The 17993-nt window shown below is 28.2% G+C and carries 17 protein-coding genes; 14 read left to right on the forward strand and 3 right to left on the reverse strand.

Annotation, left to right across the window (positions count from 1 at the left end; all coding sequences use genetic code 11):
* Positions 1 to 89: 89 nt before the first annotated feature.
* Positions 90 to 2753: a putative LPS assembly protein LptD gene (locus Q0731_RS11215; protein ID WP_299064097.1), complete on the reverse strand. Its 2664-nt coding sequence runs from the start codon at positions 2751 to 2753 to the stop codon at positions 90 to 92.
* Positions 2754 to 2845: 92 nt separating this feature from the next.
* Here Q0731_RS11215 and Q0731_RS11220 point away from each other — a divergent pair, with 92 nt between their 5' ends.
* The 10 genes from Q0731_RS11220 (at position 2846) to Q0731_RS11265 (ending at position 12421) form a co-directional block, all read left to right on the forward strand.
* Entirely contained in the window at positions 2846 to 3937 is a 1092-nt protein-coding gene (locus tag Q0731_RS11220; protein ID WP_299064100.1) for an N-acetylmuramoyl-L-alanine amidase, read from the forward strand.
* Positions 3938 to 3990: 53 nt separating this feature from the next.
* Entirely contained in the window at positions 3991 to 4962 is a 972-nt protein-coding gene (locus tag Q0731_RS11225) for an MlaD family protein (RefSeq protein WP_299064103.1), read from the forward strand.
* A 21-nt stretch (positions 4963 to 4983) separates the two neighbouring features.
* Entirely contained in the window at positions 4984 to 6300 is a 1317-nt protein-coding gene (locus Q0731_RS11230) for a (Fe-S)-binding protein (RefSeq protein WP_299064106.1), read from the forward strand.
* A 157-nt stretch (positions 6301 to 6457) separates the two neighbouring features.
* Positions 6458 to 7240, forward strand: a complete 783-nt coding sequence (locus Q0731_RS11235; protein ID WP_299064109.1) for a (Fe-S)-binding protein — start codon at positions 6458 to 6460, stop codon at positions 7238 to 7240.
* 9 nt (positions 7241 to 7249) lie between these two features.
* Entirely contained in the window at positions 7250 to 7837 is a 588-nt protein-coding gene (locus Q0731_RS11240) for a hypothetical protein (protein ID WP_299064112.1), read from the forward strand.
* Positions 7838 to 7846: 9 nt separating this feature from the next.
* Positions 7847 to 8761 (forward strand): 1,4-dihydroxy-2-naphthoate octaprenyltransferase, encoded by a 915-nt coding sequence (gene menA / locus Q0731_RS11245; RefSeq protein ID WP_299064114.1) that lies wholly within the window; start codon positions 7847 to 7849, stop codon positions 8759 to 8761.
* Positions 8762 to 8772: 11 nt separating this feature from the next.
* Positions 8773 to 9285: an SRPBCC family protein gene (locus Q0731_RS11250; RefSeq protein ID WP_299064116.1), complete on the forward strand. Its 513-nt coding sequence runs from the start codon at positions 8773 to 8775 to the stop codon at positions 9283 to 9285.
* An 84-nt stretch (positions 9286 to 9369) separates the two neighbouring features.
* On the forward strand, positions 9370 to 10407 hold the full coding sequence (locus Q0731_RS11255) for an o-succinylbenzoate synthase (protein WP_299064118.1): 1038 nt from the start codon (positions 9370 to 9372) through the stop codon (positions 10405 to 10407).
* A 2-nt stretch (positions 10408 to 10409) separates the two neighbouring features.
* Positions 10410 to 11375, forward strand: coding sequence for a CPBP family intramembrane glutamic endopeptidase (locus Q0731_RS11260; protein WP_299064121.1), 966 nt, complete (start codon positions 10410 to 10412; stop codon positions 11373 to 11375).
* Entirely contained in the window at positions 11372 to 12421 is a 1050-nt protein-coding gene (locus tag Q0731_RS11265) for an AMP-binding protein (RefSeq protein WP_299064123.1), read from the forward strand. The genes Q0731_RS11260 and Q0731_RS11265 overlap by 4 nt, the downstream gene beginning before the upstream one ends.
* On the opposite strand, the gene prmC is transcribed toward Q0731_RS11265, so the two are convergent.
* Both prmC and cls read right to left on the reverse strand, forming a co-directional pair.
* On the reverse strand, positions 12418 to 13281 hold the full coding sequence (gene prmC / locus Q0731_RS11270; RefSeq protein ID WP_299064124.1) for a peptide chain release factor N(5)-glutamine methyltransferase: 864 nt from the start codon (positions 13279 to 13281) through the stop codon (positions 12418 to 12420). The two genes, Q0731_RS11265 and prmC, sit on opposite strands and share 4 nt — an antisense overlap.
* Positions 13278 to 14699 carry a cardiolipin synthase gene (cls, locus tag Q0731_RS11275; RefSeq protein WP_299064125.1) on the reverse strand — a complete coding sequence of 474 codons (1422 nt, stop codon included), beginning with the start codon at positions 14697 to 14699 and terminating at the stop codon, positions 13278 to 13280. Before cls ends, prmC begins: the two co-directional genes overlap by 4 nt.
* A gap of 124 nt (positions 14700 to 14823) precedes the next feature.
* Between cls and Q0731_RS11280 the strand changes: the two genes are divergently transcribed.
* From Q0731_RS11280 to Q0731_RS11295, 4 genes are read left to right on the forward strand one after another with little or no spacing between them, the layout of a single operon-like run.
* The gene (locus Q0731_RS11280) at positions 14824 to 15288 is read left to right on the forward strand and encodes a hypothetical protein (protein WP_299064126.1); all 465 of its coding nucleotides are present in this window, start codon (positions 14824 to 14826) and stop codon (positions 15286 to 15288) included.
* A gap of 21 nt (positions 15289 to 15309) precedes the next feature.
* On the forward strand, positions 15310 to 16353 hold the full coding sequence (gene ribD, locus Q0731_RS11285; protein ID WP_299064208.1) for a bifunctional diaminohydroxyphosphoribosylaminopyrimidine deaminase/5-amino-6-(5-phosphoribosylamino)uracil reductase RibD: 1044 nt from the start codon (positions 15310 to 15312) through the stop codon (positions 16351 to 16353).
* The gene (locus Q0731_RS11290) at positions 16346 to 16957 is read left to right on the forward strand and encodes an HAD family phosphatase (RefSeq protein ID WP_299064129.1); all 612 of its coding nucleotides are present in this window, start codon (positions 16346 to 16348) and stop codon (positions 16955 to 16957) included. Before ribD ends, Q0731_RS11290 begins: the two co-directional genes overlap by 8 nt.
* Positions 16954 to 17814, forward strand: coding sequence for an EamA family transporter (locus Q0731_RS11295; protein ID WP_299064131.1), 861 nt, complete (start codon positions 16954 to 16956; stop codon positions 17812 to 17814). The genes Q0731_RS11290 and Q0731_RS11295 overlap by 4 nt, the downstream gene beginning before the upstream one ends.
* Positions 17815 to 17993 lie beyond the last annotated feature (179 nt).

Genomic DNA, 17993 nt, shown 5'->3' on the forward strand with positions numbered 1-17993 from the left:
CTGCATACTGCATACTGCATACTGCATACTGCATACTGCATACTGCATACTGCATACTGCATACTGCATACTGCATACTGCATATTAAATTAAAATAACCTTCTATCTGGTGGTTTGTTTTTGTCCCATTTTAAATCAGATAACATAGAAGATTTTACACCAATAAAGAATGTATAAGAAGAGTTTGATCCAAAAGGCACCCAATTAAAATTAAATTGCCAACTATCTAAATCTCTAGTAAAATTAAATCTAGAAAATGTAAAAGCACCTCCTTTTACATCATAACCAGAAGAATACCCCATTTGCCACTTTGGCGATAAGTCTATGTTACCACTAAACATAATACTGTGTACTCCAATACTACCAGGTTCTAAACCATTGTCTCTGTAACTTGCTGAGTAAGCTAAATTTATAGTCCAAGGAATATTTGCATTGTATAGTTTTGCTTCTTTATTTTTATCTTCTTTATCTTTACTGTTTGTGTTGTTCACATTTCTAGCTCCTTGTCTATTTGTTGGGTTAATATCTGCACCTATTACATCAACTCCGTTTTGTGCACCATTTCCGCTTTTGTTTTCCTCTTCCTTACCATCTTTATTTAAATCGCTACTAGAAATAGAGTAATTTGCGGTTAAACTAGCGTTTGTTAATCGTAAAATATTAGGGTTAAATTCATTAATTCTAACTCCATTGCTGTTTACTTTATAAGGATCCATAGTACCATTTAAATTTACGGCTAATTTATCTTTAAACAAACGAGTTCCGGCAGAAAAACTAACAGGAGACCATCGTAAACTATCTGCTGCAATATTATAAGAACTGTTAAAGTTTAAATTGTTTAAAATGGTTATTTTTTCATCTTCTTCATCACTATCAGGATCTTTAGGAGCCATTTTAGCTTCTAAAACATTGTTAAGAGAAATTCCTATAGAATTGCTTATTCCAGAAGCTGGTGCTCCATAAATACCTTGATCAAAAATGGTATATTCATCTAAATCTAAAGCATCTGCACTTTTTTGAACCTGTCTGATGTGTTTTTCTTTAAAATCGGGTCTGTAAGAGTAAGAAACAGAGGGTCTTAAAGTGTGTCTAATTGTTTTTAGTCTTCCTTTCTTAAAATTAAAAGTACCATAAATATTTGTAGTTAAACTGGCTCCTGCATTATACTCTCTATAACTTTTAAAGCCTCTTAAAGTATCTGTAATAACCACATTTTCAGTGATATCATATTTTTTTTGAATATAATCAAATTGCCAAGTTTCCTCATAATTAACACTTGGTGATATTGTAAAATATTTAAATGCTTTTATGTTTGTATTTGTACCTGTTGTATGTTGTGCTCCAGATCTTGCAGTTTCAAACATTTTTGCAGTAAAAAAATCATTATCTGTTGTATTAATTAAATATTGGCCTTGCATGGTATAATTAAAACCCATTTTTTGGATGGGGGTTTTTTGTATTCCTCCTTTTCCTGCAAAAGGATAAATTCTATTCATGTTTACAGTTAGCGATGGTAGAGTCATCGTAATTTGCTGTGTGTTTGTATTTTGTTGATGACCAAGATTAACATTCATATTAAACGGAGTATCAACAAAAGTTTTACTATAGTTTACAGAAGAGTTAAGTGTGTTTGTTTGTGTTTGAGAAACATTAAATTGATTTTGAGATTCTCTAAAAAATCTACTACTACCAAGATTTACAGAAGCAGAAAAACGAGCGTTAGGGTTTGCTTTAGAGTTTTGGCTATGAGACCATCGAATATTAAAACTGTTTGATTTGCTATAATTGTCAAAACCTCTAATTCCTCTAATATTATTTTCAAAGTTATAACTAAAGTTACCACTAAACTTATATCTTACATTGTAATTAGAAGAAATTCGAGTACCCCAACTTCCATTTGCAAAAGCATCCCCTAAAATAGTTAAATCCATGTAATCGTTTACCGCAAAATAATACCCTCCATTTTGTAAACCAATACCTCTGTCACTACTACCAGTATCAAAAGTAGGCATTAAAAAACCAGAAGTACTTGTTGTTGTAATAGGGAAATAGGCAAAAGGTAAAAATATTGGAGTTGGTATATCTGCAATATACAACAAGCTATTACCCACAATTATTTTTTTACCTGGTACCAACTTTGCTTTGTCTGTACCTATAAAATAATCTTGCTTTTCTGAAGTTGTAAAACGTATGTTTCTAACAAATATAGTAGAGTCGTTTACACGTTTGGTTTTATTACCAAAGGTAAACATTTCACCCTGTTTTGTTTTTAAGCCATAAATTAAAGCACGCTTACTTTTAAAATTATAAACCATTGAATCTTGTTCAGATTCTTGACTACCTTGTTTAAAAACAGGTCGTTGAATATAGCCAGTACTATCTATAATTCCTTTTGCAAAAAGGGTGTTTTTTTTATAATCTACAATAATAATACCTGCTTTAAGATCAATATCTGTATAAGTAACATTTGCTTCATTATATAAGGTAACCGTTTTGTTTTTAGCATCTTGTATTGTATAATCTTTGGCAACGTGCAAGATAATATCTTCTATAACCTCTTTAGGTTTAATAGAATCTATAGTTATAGAATCTATTTTTTTGAGAGCCAAAGAATCTATTTTCTTATTAAAAAGAGAATCTTTTTTAATGTCTATAATTCCTGTTCTTTTATTACTTGTAAGGTCTTGAGAAAAGCCTATTTGAATAAAAAATATGCAACAAAATAAAAGAATGTATGATGGGTTTGTTTGCAACGCTTTAAATGCTATTTTTGTATATTGGTAAAAGTATGGTTCAATATTTGAAGCACCAAATTAACGAAGCCAAAATTAGTTAAATTTTATTAATGAGATTTATAGAAAACAACAAAATTAATACGAAAGCAAAAATAATTTTTATTTTGCTATTTTTAGGGGCATTTTTGATGAACTCATCAGCAATGTTTGGTCAAAGAAAATATGTAATCGTTATTGATGCAGGACATGGAGGAAAAGACCCTGGTAACCTAGGAAATGGTTATAGAGAAAAGAACATAGTTTTAAAGGTAGCACTATCTACAGGAAAAAAATTATCAGAAAATAAAGATATAGAAGTTATTTACACTAGAAAGAGTGATGTTTTTATTGATTTATGGAAAAGAGGAGATATAGCAAATCATGCAAAAGCAGATTTATTTGTATCTATACATTGTGATTCTCATACATCAAACGCTTATGGAGCAGGTACTTTTGTTTTAGGATTAAGAGGAAATAAAAAGAACTTAGAAATTGCTAAAAGAGAAAATGCATCTATACTTTTAGAAGAAAATTACGAAGAAAAATATGAGGGTTTTGACCCTAATTCAGTAGAATCAGTCATTGGTTTATCACTTTTACAGGAAGAAAATTTAGATAAGAGTTTAGCCATGGCAAGCTTAATGCAAAATAATTTTACTTTGAAATTAAAAAGACATGACAGAAAAGTAAAACAAGATAACTTTCAGGTTTTAAGAGAAACCATTATGCCAAGTGTTTTAGTAGAATTAGGTTTTTTAACCAATAAAAACGAAGGTAAGTATTTAAATTCTTCAAAAGGCCAAGAGCAAATGGGAAATGCTATTTCAGATGCTATATTAAAATATGTACACAACTTAAAGTTAAATACAGTTGTTAATACAGAACAAGAAACTGAAACTACAAATTTTATTGAATATAAAGTACAAATTGCATCAGGTAGAAAAAAAATAGCAACCAAATCTTACAATTTTAAAAAGTTAAAAGGTGTTCAAAGGGTAAAAATTAGTAAGTATTATAAATATTATTATGGTACTACATCAAATTATCAATCTGCAGTAAAATCATTAAAAAAAGCAAAGTCTAAAGGCTATACTTCTGCTTTTATAGTGGCTTTTAACAATGGAGAAAAAATATCTGTTAAAGATGCTGCTAAAATGCAGTAGTTTTCTAGCAATCAACCAAAAAATAATAGTAATTTTGTTATAAAAATTAGTGTATGTCTAAAGAGTTAAAAATAGGAATTGTTGCTGTTATTGTAATTGCCGGTTTTATATGGGGTTATAATTTTTTGAAAGGGCAAAATTTATTCAATACAGATACTCGTTATTTTAATGTAGAGTATCCAAATATATCAGGACTTACAAAGTCTAGTTTTGTTACAATTAATGGTTTAAAAGTAGGTACAATTGATAAAATTGAATTCAACCCTAATCCAGAAAAAAAAGGACAGTTAGTTGTTCGTTTTTCAGTTAAAAAAGATTTTAATTTTTCTAAAGAGAGTGTTGTTAAAATATACTCACCAAGCCCATTAAGTCCATCAAACTTAGCAATTGTTCCTCATTATGAAGGAGAAAATGCTAAATCAGAAGATTATTTAAAAGGAGAAATAGAATCTAGTTTATTTACTTCATTAGGAGAGCGTTTAGATCCACTACAAGCAAAATTAGAGCATGTTATTATTAGTGCAGATTCTCTGTTTAAAAATGTAAACAATGTTTTAGATTTAAATACTCAAAACAGCCTCAAAGTTTCCGTTAAAAACTTAGAAACAACTTTAACAGAAGTTAAAAAAACAATGTTAGCAGTTAATGGTGTTATAGATAAAACAACTACAGATTTAACTGAAAGTGTAAAAAATACAAAAGCAATTACAGAAAATTTTTCAAAAATTTCAGATACTATTGTAAATGCAAATATTGGAGGTATTTTAAAAAAAGCAGAAGTAACGTTGAACTCTGCTAACTTAATGTTATCAGGTATCAATAAAGGAAAAGGCACTTTAGGTAAATTAGTTACCGATGAAGACTTGTACAATAACATCACATCAATGTCTAAAGAATTAGAGGATTTATTAAGAGAAATGAAATTAAATCCTAAAAGATTTGTACATTTCTCATTATTTGGTAAAAAAGCAAAACCTTATGCGCCAAATAAAGACGTGAAATTAAAACAAGAAGTTACTAAATAATTTTAAATACTTTTAATTGATATGCAGTATATACCTAATATAATTTTTGCTTTAGCTTTAGCACTAGGATTTGGTTTTTTTGCGATGAACATTCGCAAGTTAAGCAGAAACATAAAATTAGGAAAAGATGTAAATAGAAAAGATAGAAAACCAGAACGATTAAAAAATATGCTTATGATTGCTCTAGGGCAATCTAAAATGGTAAAAAGACCCTTTTCTGGTTTTTTACACGTTATTGTTTATGTTGGTTTTATCATAATCAATATAGAAGTATTAGAAATTATTATTGATGGTTTATTAGGTACTCACAGAGTTTTTCAAAATATTATTGGAACAGGTTTGTATGCTTTTTTAATTGGTACATTCGAAATTTTAGCGGTTTTGGTTTTGATTGCTGTAATACTTTTTTGGACAAGAAGAAATGTTGTAAACATCAAACGTTTTTTGAGCAAAGAAATGAAAGGTTGGCCAAAAAAAGATGGAAACTATATTTTGTATTTCGAGGTTGTATTAATGTCTCTTTTTCTGTTGATGAACGCTACAGATATCCCTTTTCAGCAAGCAGGAATAGGAAACCCAATAAGTCAGTTTATAGCTCCGTTCTTTAAAGGTTTTACTCCAGAAACGGTTTATATTATAGAAAGAAGTGCTTGGTGGATTCATATTTTAGGAATTTTAACTTTCTTAAATTACCTATATTATTCAAAGCATTTACACATATTATTAGCCTTTCCAAATACGTATTTTGCAAATTTAAATCCTTTAGGGCAACTTACAAATTTAGAGTCTGTAACCAATGAAGTAAAAATAATGATGGATCCAGATGCAGATCCTTATGCTGCACCAGCAGAAGGAGTAGAAGAAACCATTCCAGAAAAATTTGGTGCATCTGATGTTGCAGATTTAAATTGGGTTCAATTATTAAACGCTTATACTTGTACAGAATGTGGAAGATGTACTTCTGCCTGTCCTGCTAATTTAACAGGTAAAGAGTTATCCCCAAGAAAAATAATGATGGATACCAGAGATCGTTTAGAAGAAGTGGGTAGAAATATTGATGCTAATAAAGGCACTTTTGTTGATGATGGAAAACAATTACTAAACGATTATATTAAGCCAGAAGAATTATGGGCTTGTACAAGTTGTAATGCTTGTGTAGAAGAATGTCCTGTAAATATTGATCCATTATCTATTATTATGGACATGAGAAGGTATTTAGTAATGGAAGAAAGTGCAGCACCACAAGAATTAAATATGATGATGACAAACATTGAAAACAATGGTGCTCCTTGGCAATACAATCAACAAGATAGATTGAATTGGGCAAATGAAGAGTAACAATAGTTAGCAGTTTTTAGTCTCAGTAAGCAGTCTCAGTAAACAGTTGCAGTAAACAGTCATTGTTATTTCGATCGATTTTTTTTTAAAAATTTTGTATCGAGAAGCTTTTAACAATTAAACGAATAAACAGTTAAACGATTAAACATCTAAACAAATGAACGTACCAACAATGGCAGATATGATGGCACAAGGAAAACAACCAGAAGTGTTGTTTTGGGTTGGTGCAGCAGGAAGTTATGATGATAGAGCTAAAAAAATATCTAGAGCATTTGTAAAAATATTACATCAAGCAAAAGTTAATTTTGCAGTTTTAGGTACAGAAGAATCCTCTACAGGAGATGCCGCAAAAAGAGCTGGAAATGAGTTTTTGTTTCAAATGCAAGCAATGATGAATATTGAGGTTCTAAATGGATATGAAGTAAAAAAAATTGTGACTTGTGATCCTCATTCATTCAATACTCTAAAAAATGAATATCCATCTTTAGGTGGAAAATATGAAGTTTTTCATCATACACAATTTATTCAGAATTTAATATCAGAAGGACGTTTAAATATTGATGATACTAGTGTTTTAAAAGGTAAAAGAGTTACGTTTCACGATCCATGTTATTTAGGGCGTGCCAATAAGGTGTATGAATCTCCAAGAGACTTAATAAAAAGATTAGGTGTTAATTTAACAGAAATGAAACGTAATAAAGCAACAGCTTTATGTTGTGGAGCTGGAGGTGCACAAATGTTTAAAGATGCTGAAAAAGGAGATAAAGAAATTAATGTTTTAAGAACAGAAGAAGCTTTAGAAACCAAACCACAAATTATTGCTACTGGTTGCCCTTATTGCAATACAATGATGACTGATGGTATAAAATTTAAAGAAAAAGAAGCAGAAGTTGTGGTAAAAGATATTGCAGAATTAATAGCAGAAGCTAATAACTTATAAAATTAGAGTATGTCAATAATTAAAGAAGAAGACTTATTAAAATTATATAAAGAAGTAGATAAGTTAAAAATAGACAATAGAAATTTACAAAAAGGTTTTGTAAACTTAAAGTTGAAGTCTAACAAAATAATAAACGATAAAAAGAGAAACACCAATATTTTTATTGTATTGCTAATTTTATTTATACTTTCTTTAATTTTTCTATTCTGTAGTTACTCAAACTCTAAATTAGCAGCTAAAGAGGCAGCACAAAAAGAACTTGTTTTGTTAGATAGTATTCAGAAAATTACAACTACGCTTCCATTTAAAAATAATGCAGATGTTGTGTATTCTATACAATTAGGTGTTTTTAAAAATTTTGATATCGATTTTGATAATAATGAAAACACAAATTTTAAAGAAGTAATTACAGAAAACGGAAATGCGTATTTAATTGGTAATTTTTCTACCTACACAAAAGCGACCACTTTTAAAGAAGAAATTAAAAAATTAGGATTGAAAGATGTTTTTTTAGTGCCATACAATAAAAATAAAGAAAGAATAGATATTAAAGAAGCTTTAGTGTTAAGTAAAGAAGAAGAATTTATTATAGATTAATAACATTTTATGCTTAAAAACTACATAAAAGCAGCTCGTTTAAGAACGCTTCCTTTGTCTATTTCTGGAATTATTGTTGGGTCAATTTTAGGAAATAATGCTATTTTAAATAATCAACTTACAGTTTTACAATCGCCAATTTTCTGGTTGGCAATTTTAACAACCATCGGTTTTCAAGTAGTATCAAACTTTGCAAACGATTATGGAGATGGCTTAAAAGGTTCTGACAAAAACAGAACAGGAGAAGCAAGAATGGTGGCTTCAGGAGCTATTACTCCTAAACAAATGAAATTGGCAATGATTATTACTGCAATCATTACTTTAATAATAGCTTTGTTACTTATTTATGTTTCATTTGGACAAGAAAATTTTGGTTATTCAATCTTATTTTTTGCATTAGGAATTGCATCCATAGCAGCTGCCATAAAATACACAGTTGGTAATTCTGCTTATGGTTATAGTGGTTTTGGTGATGTTTTTGTATTTGTTTTCTTCGGATTGCTAAGCGTTGTTGGTAGTTACTTTTTGTATACCAAACAGATTAATTATACTGTTTTTTTACCTGCAATTTCTATAGGTTTGTTAAGTACAGCCGTTTTAAATTTAAATAATTTAAGAGATCAAGAAGAAGATAAAAAGAACCATAAAAATACTTTGGTTGTAAAATTAGGAAATAGTAACTCAAAAAAATACCACTTTTTTCTAATATTCGCAGCTTTGATTTCTGCATTAATTTATACTTTTTTAGACTATAAAACCATTTATCAACTTGTTTTTTTAGTTGCTTTTGTTCCGTTGATAAAAAATGTAAAAACAGTTGCTCAAAATAAAATTCCTGCAGAACTAGATAGTGAACTCAAAAAAGTAGCATTAAGCACCTTTTTATTCGCCATTCTTTTTGGAATAGGACACGTTTTAATTTAGAAATAGCATTTATGAAAACAATAAAAATAATTTTAGGGATCATTACAACTGTTGTATTGTTATTTCTCTTAACTGGTTTGTTTGTAAAAGAAACAACTTATACTGCTAAGGTTTCTGTAAACAAACCAATTGAAGAAGTTTTTAAAACTTTTAATGATAGCGAAAATATAAAAAATTGGATTCCTGAAGTACAATCTTTAGAGGTTGTAAAAGAAAATCCAGGGAAAATAGGAAGTGAGTATAAGATTGTGATTTTAAATCAAGGTCAAGAAATTACCATGCTTCAAAGAGTATTGGCTTATATTGAAAACGAAAAAGTAACCTTGTTTTTTAATGCACAAGGCATGTTAAAAAGAGATGATTATATCTTTACAGAAAAAGATGGTGTTACAAACATTACTTTAAACGCAAGTTGCCAAAGTGAAACCTATTTAATGGCTTGTGTGTTTCCATTTTTTAAAGGAACTTTTCTAAAACAAGATCAAGGTTATTTAAATAATTTTAAAGTTTTTCTTGAAAAGTAAGAGTTAAAAAAGGAGTTGAGTGACAAGAGAAAAGAAAAAAACTATGTTTTCAATGTTTTTATGTAGTAAAAAAACAACAACGATTTGATAAAAGCAACTTACAAAAAATACATTCTTAATTTTAAAAACCCAAGTGGAACTTCACGTGGAATTTTAAAAACCAAAGAAACTTGGTTTATTATTTTAGAGCAAAATGATAAAATTGGTATTGGAGAAACAGGTTTGTTTAGAGGCTTAAGTATAGATGATGTTCCTTTTTATGAAGAAAAATTAAAGTGGGTTTGTAAAAACATCAAGGTAGGTATAGCAGCTTTACTTAAAGAACTCTTAGAGTTTCCATCAATTCAATTTGGATTGGAGCAAGCTTTTTTATCACTTCAAAGTGCTGATAAATTTGAGTTATTTCCATCAGAATTTACAAAAGGACAAAAATCAATTCCTATTAATGGTTTGGTTTGGATGGGAGAGAAGGAGTTTATGAAAAATCAGATTATAGAAAAATTAGAAAATGGTTTTTCTTGCATTAAAATGAAAATAGGTGCTATTGATTTTGATGCTGAAATTGAGTTGTTACAAGCAATCAGAAAAGAATTTTCAGCCAAAGAAATTGAATTAAGAGTAGATGCAAATGGTGCTTTTAATCCTAATAATGCTTTAGAAAAATTAAAGATATTATCAGAATTAGAGATTCATTCTATAGAACAACCTATTAAACAAGGTCAAATTGAAGAAATGGCAATGTTATGTGCCAAAACACCTTTGCCAATTGCATTAGATGAAGAGTTAATTGGCGTTTTTTCATCCGAAGAAAAAAAGAAATTGTTAGCAACAATAAAACCTCAATATATCATTTTAAAACCAAGTTTGGTAGGTGGTTTTGCAGGGAGTTTAGCTTGGATTCAATTAGCAGAACAAAACAATTGCAATTGGTGGGTAACTTCTGCATTAGAAAGCAATATTGGCTTAAATGCAATTGCACAATTTACACATACATTGCAAAATAATTTGCCTCAAGGCTTAGGAACAGGAGGCTTGTTTACAAATAATTTTATGAGTCCGTTACAAGTTAAAAGCGGTACTTTACACTACAACCCAACTATAAATTGGAATTTTAATTTATAAATATGAATTACATACAACAGGCATTTAGAGGTAATAATGAATGGTATCATTGGGTATTTACTATTTTGGTAGCTTTTTTAGGTTGGCAATTTATAGGTGTTATACCATTAACGCTTGTTGCTTATTCACATTCTGAAAACATTACAGAATTTATAAAAGCGACTCAAGATAATTTTATGAACTTGGGTATCAACAATAATCTCTTCCTTTTTTTAATGATTTTAATGTTTCTTTTTGGTTTAATAGCCCTTATTATTGGTGTTAAATACATTCATAAAAGAACAGTTACGTCTTTAGTTACCAGCAGAAAAAAGATAGATTGGAAACGATTTTGGTTTGGGTTTGTTACTTGGGGTATTGTTGCTTCTGTTGTAATTGTTATAGGCATTTTTATATCGCCAGAAAACTATGTTTGGAATTTTAAACCCATTCCCTTTTTTATATTATTGGCTATTTCTTTTTTGTTTTTACCTTTTCAAACTTCGTTTGAAGAATTGTTGTTTAGAGGATATTTTATGCAAGGTTTGGGTATTTTAGCAAAAAACAGATGGTTGCCCTTAATTTTAACTTCTGTTTGTTTTGGTTTATTACATGGTGCAAATCCTGAGGTTCAAAAATTAGGAAATATTTCTATGGTATTTTATATTGGTACTGGTTTTTTCTACGGAATTACAACTTTAATGGACGAAGGAACTGAGTTATCACTTGGTTTACACGCAATTAATAATATTGTTGCAGCTTTTTTTGTAACTACAAATTGGACGGTTTTTCAAACAGATGCTTTGTATGTAGATACTTCAGAACCTTCTGTAGGTTGGGAAATGTTTTTCCCTGTGTTTGTTTTATATCCTTTAATGTTATTCGTTTTTTCTAAGAAATATGGATGGAAAAATTGGACAGAAAAATTAACAGGTAAAATTAATGAACCTGTTAATTTGAAAGATAATTATAGAATTTTAGAAGATTGAAATTAGAAAAGTTTCATACAAATTTCCAATTAAACGGAGTTTCATTTTCTTCTGTTGAAGATTTATTAACCTTTACAGAGGGTTTTTGTGATGAAATTCATCAATTTTTAGAAACATGGTTTTCTAAAGATGATTTTGTTTTCGTAAAAACTTCTGGTTCTACAGGGATTCCTAAAGAGATACAGTTGCAAAAAAAGCAAATGCTTAATTCTGCCATAGCAACTGGTAATTACTTTAATTTAAAAGAAAATACCACTGCATTATTATGTTTGCCAACTGCATATATTGCTGGTAAAATGATGTTGGTAAGAGCATTAACTTTAGGTTGGCATTTAGATGTTGTAAAATCAAATTCTTTTCCACTTCGTGGGATAAAAAAAAAGTACGATTTTTCTGCAATGGTACCTTTGCAATTAGAAAACGCTATAGATTCTGTAGGTTTAATTAAAACAATAATTGTTGGTGGAGGTGTAGTTTCTAATCAATTGCAACAAAAATTACAAACTATTTCTACAACTGTTTTTGCAACTTATGGTATGACAGAAACCATAACTCATATTGCTGTTAAAAAGTTGAATAATTTAAAAAATGTAACTTTTAATAGTACAGAAAAGTCTTATTATCATGTTTTACCTAATGTAAAAATTTATATTGATGTGAGAAATTGCTTGGTAATTAAAGCTCCTAAAGTTTGTAAGGAGGTTATTTTTACAAATGATATTGTTCGTTTAATTTCTGATACCCAGTTTGAATGGTTGGGTCGTTTTGACAATGTGATTAATTCTGGAGGAATAAAATTATATCCTGAAAAAATTGAAGAAAAATTAGCTAAAATTATTGAAAATCGTTTTTTTGTTGCGGGAATTCCTGATGAAAAACTTGGAGAAAAATTAGTTTTAATAATAGAAGGTAAATATCAAAAAATTTCAATTTATAATACTAACTTATCAAAATTTGAAATCCCTAAAGAGACTTATTTTATAGAAAGGTTTATAGAAACAGAAACAAAAAAAATCCAACGTAAAAAAACATTGAATTTAATTTAATAGTTTGCTTTTATCATTCTATCATTACCAAATAAATCTTTTTTTAATTCAATATTTTTAAAACCTTTTTCTTGTAACATTTTAAAGGTTTCTGGCCCTAAATATTGATTGATTTCAAAAAATAAAATTCCATTTTTTGATAAACTTTGCCTTGCTAAATCAGTAATTTTTTTATAAAAAATCAATGGATTATCATCATCAACAAACAACGCTAAGTGAGGTTCATTTTTTAAAACATTATTTTGTATTTCTATTTTTTCTAATTCTCTAACATAAGGAGGGTTAGAAACAATAACATCATATTTTTGAGGTAGTTTTTCTGTTTCTAAAATATTCATTTCTAAAAAAGAAACAACAGCATTATTTAAAGTTGCATTTTGTTTGGCTATTTCTAAAGCTTTTGTAGAAACATCAATCGCAGTAATTTTTGTGTTTGTTAGGTTTTTAGCCAATGAAATAGGAATACAACCAGTTCCTGTGCCAATATCAAGTATTGTAATTTTTTGGTCTTGGTTCTTAGTTCTTATCTCTTGAGTTTCATTTAGAATCCATGCTACCAATTCTTCAGTTTCTGGTCTTGGTATTAATGTGTTTTCATCAACCATAAAAGGCAATCCATAAAATTCTGTTTTCCCTAAAATATATTGAATAGGCTCTTCATTTTGTAGTCTTTCTGTAATTGTTTTCAATTCAGATAAAACATCAATAGTAATTAAAAAATCGGGCTTTAAAACAGTATCAATTCTTTGTAAATTAAGTTTTTCTTCCATCAAAAGAAAAAAGAAACTTTCTATTTCTGTTTTGGGATATATTTCTGAAAGCTTTTCAGAAAAAAATAATTTAAATTGTTTTAAATTCATAGTAAAGGACTTAAAAATCTAGCAAAACGTTCAAGTGTTTTTTGTTTAAAACTTCTGTTTTTAAATTCTTCATATACCACTTTGGTAGCTTTTTTAACACGCTCGTCAAATTCTTCTCGAAGTTCTAAAGCAATATTTTTATCAAAAATTAAGGCATTTAACTCATAATTATGTTCAAAGCTTCTACAATCGAAGTTTGTAGAACCAATAGAGGAAATTTCATCATCAATAAAAATAACTTTAGAATGAGAAAAATCATCACGTAAATAAATATGTACTCCAGATTTAATTAAAACTTCAAAATAAGAATACATACTGTAATCTGCTATTTTAGAATCGCCCTTTTTAGGCAATAATAAAGTAACATTTACACCACTTAATGCAGCTATTTTAAAAGCTTCTAAAATAGAAAAAGTGGGAATAAAATAAGGATTTAAAACACAAATGCTTTTTTTTGCAGTATTAATTAAGGTTAAATATTGTTGCATTACAATAGATTGTTCATAATCTGGACCACCAGAAACAATTTGTAATTTGGTGTTGCCTTTGCAAGGAAATGGTTTTAAAAATTCTTTATTTTTACTTAAATCTTGTTCTGTAGCATAATAAAAATCCTTTAAAAAAGATTTATGTAAACTTGTTACAGCACGCCCTTTAATCTGTAAATGAGTGTCTTGCCAAATGCCTAAAAATTTATTGTCAATATATTCATCAGAAATATTTACACCACCTGTAAAACCAATCTTATTATCTATTACACAAATTTTTCTATGATTCCTATGATTCAAAGAAAAAAGAAACTTTCCAAATTCAAATGGAGTTTCAGGATAAATTTCTACCCCCATTTTTTTTAGTTTTTCTTTGGTATACTTTTTTAAAGAAGAGCTTCCAAAATCATCATATAAAATTCTAACTTCTACATTTTCTTTTCTTTTTTTTTCAATTTCATTAATGATACTGTTTAAAATTTTACCATCTTCTAAAATATAATATTGAAGATGAATAAATTTTTGTGCATTTTTGATGGCATCTAAAATTGCATCAAAAGCTATTTTTCCATTTTTTAAAAGTTGGATGTCATTTCCCTCATCCAAAGGAATATTTGTAGTTGTGAAAATAAGATTAGATATTTTTTTTGCGTTATCAGAATTTAAATTTTCTGAGTGATTATTAGTTGTTTTTTTAAAAGATTTTTTAATATAATTTTTTCTTCGTTTGATTTCTTTTAATTCTAAAAATTTTAATTTTCTTCTATTAATCCCAAAAATAACATAGGCAATAACTCCTATAAATGGAAAAAATAACGTAATTAAAATCCAACTTAAAGACTTTGATGGTTTTATACCAAAATATAAAATATTATAAAAAGCCCAACAAAAAAGAAAAATATGAAGGGTAGAAAGTATGTAATAAATCAATTTTTAGTTTTAATTTTTTTTAAAATTATATGAGTTTTAATTTCTCTTCTAATAAAACTATTAGATGCCATTAATTCCATTATTTTTGCACAAGCAAGATATTAATTTTTTAAATCTTAATTACATGTATAAACTATTATATTTTTTACTTTTATTTTTACTAATTAACAGTTGTACTGTTAAAGAAAAACCTGTTTTTGTGAGAGTTGATAATATAAAACTTGTCAGTTTTGCAGCAGATACTATTCGTTTAAAAGCAAATGCTTTTTTTACAAATCCTAATGATGTTGGAGGAAAAATAACGACCGAAGAAATTAAAGTAATTATTAATGATGAAGAAGTTGCGCAAATTTCTTCGGATGAGTTTAAAGTACCTGCAAGAGAAGAATTTTCAATGCCATTATTAGCAGTAATACCAACTAAAAGAATTTTAGAAAGTAATAAAAACGGTTTTTTAGGCGGTTTGTTAAATTCTGTTTTAAAAAAGTCAATTAAAGTACAATTAAAAGGAAATTTAAAATACAACGTATTTGGTTTTTCTGGCGATTATGCAATTGATGAAACTGAAGACATTAAAATTAAATTTTAATTTTTTATTATAAAATCAAAAATTATTAACCACCAATTTTACATAAAACGCTGTTTGCAAATTGCTAAAAACGGAATAGGTTTAGCACGTCCAAATCCTTCTGTTGGTGCAGTTGTGGTGCATCAAAATAAAATTATTGGCGAAGGTTTTACATCTATTTATGGTAGTAATCATGCAGAAGTAAATGCCATTAATGCTGTAGAAAATACATCACTTTTAAAAGAGGCTACTATTTATGTTAGCTTAGAGCCTTGTGCTCATTTTGGAAAAACACCTCCTTGTGCAGATTTAATTGTAAAACATCAATTAAAAAATGTAGTTATTGGTTGTGTAGATTCTAATAGTTTGGTTGCTGGTAAAGGAATAGAACGACTTAAAAAAGCTGGAATTAAGGTAATTGTTGGTGTTTTAGAAGCAGAATGTAGAAAACATCACAAACGTTTTTTTTCTGTTGAAGAAAAAAAACGCCCTTTTATTATCTTAAAATGGGCAGAAACTCAAGATGGTTTTATTGCTCCTTTAAATAAAAATGAGCAAAAGCCAGTTTGGATCTCTAACTCATATTCTCAACAATTGGTTCATAAATTGCGAAGTGAAGAACACGCTATTTTAGTGGGTACAAATACTGTGATTGCAGACAATCCTACATTAAATGTGAGAAGTTGGTCTGGTCAAAACCCTTTTAGAATTGTTTTAGATGCTAATTTAAGAATCCCTGTAAATAGTAGTGTTTTAGACGGAAGTGTTAAGACGATTGTTCTTTTTAACAACAATAAGAGGTTTCAACCCCTTACTAATATTATTTATGAAAATATAAATTTTGGTCAAAATCTAGCAATTCAAATTTGTAACGTTCTTCAAAAACACAATATTCAATCTGTAATTATTGAAGGTGGATCACAAACATTACAAACGTTTATTGATGAAAATCTTTGGGATGAAGCTCATGTTTTTGTAGGTAAAACTAAATTTAAAGAAGGAGTGAAAGCACCAGTTTTTAATAAAGTAATAAAAGAACAACGAAACATCAAAACAGATGTTTTAAAAATATATACAAATGATTAGAAACATCATTTTCGATTTTGGCGATATTTTTATCAATCTAGACAAACCAGCAACTATTAGAGAAATGGCAAAACTTGGTGTTTCTGAAATTTCTGATGAAATGATTGCAGTGTATCATCAATATGAAAAGGGATTGATTTCTACAGAACAGTTTGTTCATTTTTATCATGATACTTTTAAAATTGATAAAAACGATTTAATTTTTGCATGGAATGCTGTTTTGTTAGATTTTCCTAAAAAACGATTAGAATTTTTAAAACAATTGGCAGCAAGTAAAAAGTATAGACTATTTTTATTGAGTAATACTAATGATTTACACATTAAATCTATTCAAAATTCTTTAGGAAACCAGTTTTATAACCAATTTAAAAGCTGTTTTGAGCAGTTTTATTTATCGCACGAAATTCATTTTAGAAAACCAGATTCAGAAATTTATGAGTTTGTAATCAATCAGAATAATTTAAAAGCATCAGAAACGTTGTTTGTAGATGATTTAAAAGAAAACACTGTTGCTGCAAATACTTTAGGAATTAAAACTTGGAATTTAATTCCTGGTAAAGAAGATGTAACCACCTTGTTTGAGAAAAAAGACCTTTTATTTTGATTTATTTACTTTTAAGTGTCCTTTTTTCTTCAGGCTTATTTGTTATATTTAAATATTTCGTTATTTATAAAATAGATACTTTAAAGGCAATTGTTGTAAATTATGTGGTTGCTTTTAGTTTAGGAATTAGTTTTTCTGATAGTACATTCTCTTTTAATGAAATACCTCAAAAACCATGGTTTTTTGGAGCTATGGTTTTAGGAGCTTTATTTATTTCTGTCTTTTTTGTGATGGCAAATACAGCACAACAAAATGGGGTTTCTGTAGCTTCTGTTGCAGGAAAAATGTCTGTTGTAATTCCAGTAATTTTCGGTATTGTATTGTATGATGAATCCTATTCTTTATGGAAGGTTATAGGTGTTTTAATTGCCTTAATTTCTGTGTATTTAACATCTGTAAAAGAGCAGGGAACAACTTTAAAGGCAGGATTATTATTCCCAATATTACTCTTTTTTGGTTCTGGAGCTATTGATACAATTCTTAAATATGTAGAAGTTAATTTTGTACAGAAAAATGAAGTGTCACTATTTTCAGGTAGTTTGTTTGGTTTTGCAGCAATTTTTGGATTGTTGATTTTATCAATAAAAACAATTCGTAAAAGAGCATCTTTTGGATTTAAAAATATAATTGCAGGTATTATTCTTGGAATTCCTAACTATTTTACAATAGTATTTATTATTAAAGCATTGCAAACAGCAGGTTTTGAGAGCTCTACATTGTTTACTGTAAATAATGTAACTGTTGTAGTGCTATCAACTTTAGTTGGGTTTCTTTTGTTTAAAGAAAAATTTAGCCTAAAAAACAAAATAGGTGTTGTATTAGCTATTTTAGGAATTGTATTGGTAGCTGTTGCTTAATTTATAGGTTATTTTTTTAAATTATTTGTCATTTCTGAGAAGACAACAATCTAGCATATACTTTTTATTTTAGAAAAGTACATAATTACTCTTTTGCAGAGCAAGTCAATTCCTTTTTAATTGTTAAAGTATAGATTCCTGTTTTCACAGGAATGACAGTTGCTTTATTAATAATATTT

The organism is uncultured Polaribacter sp. (assembly GCF_947497695.1).
In the GTDB taxonomy this organism is placed as follows: Bacteria; Bacteroidota; Bacteroidia; order Flavobacteriales; family Flavobacteriaceae; genus Polaribacter.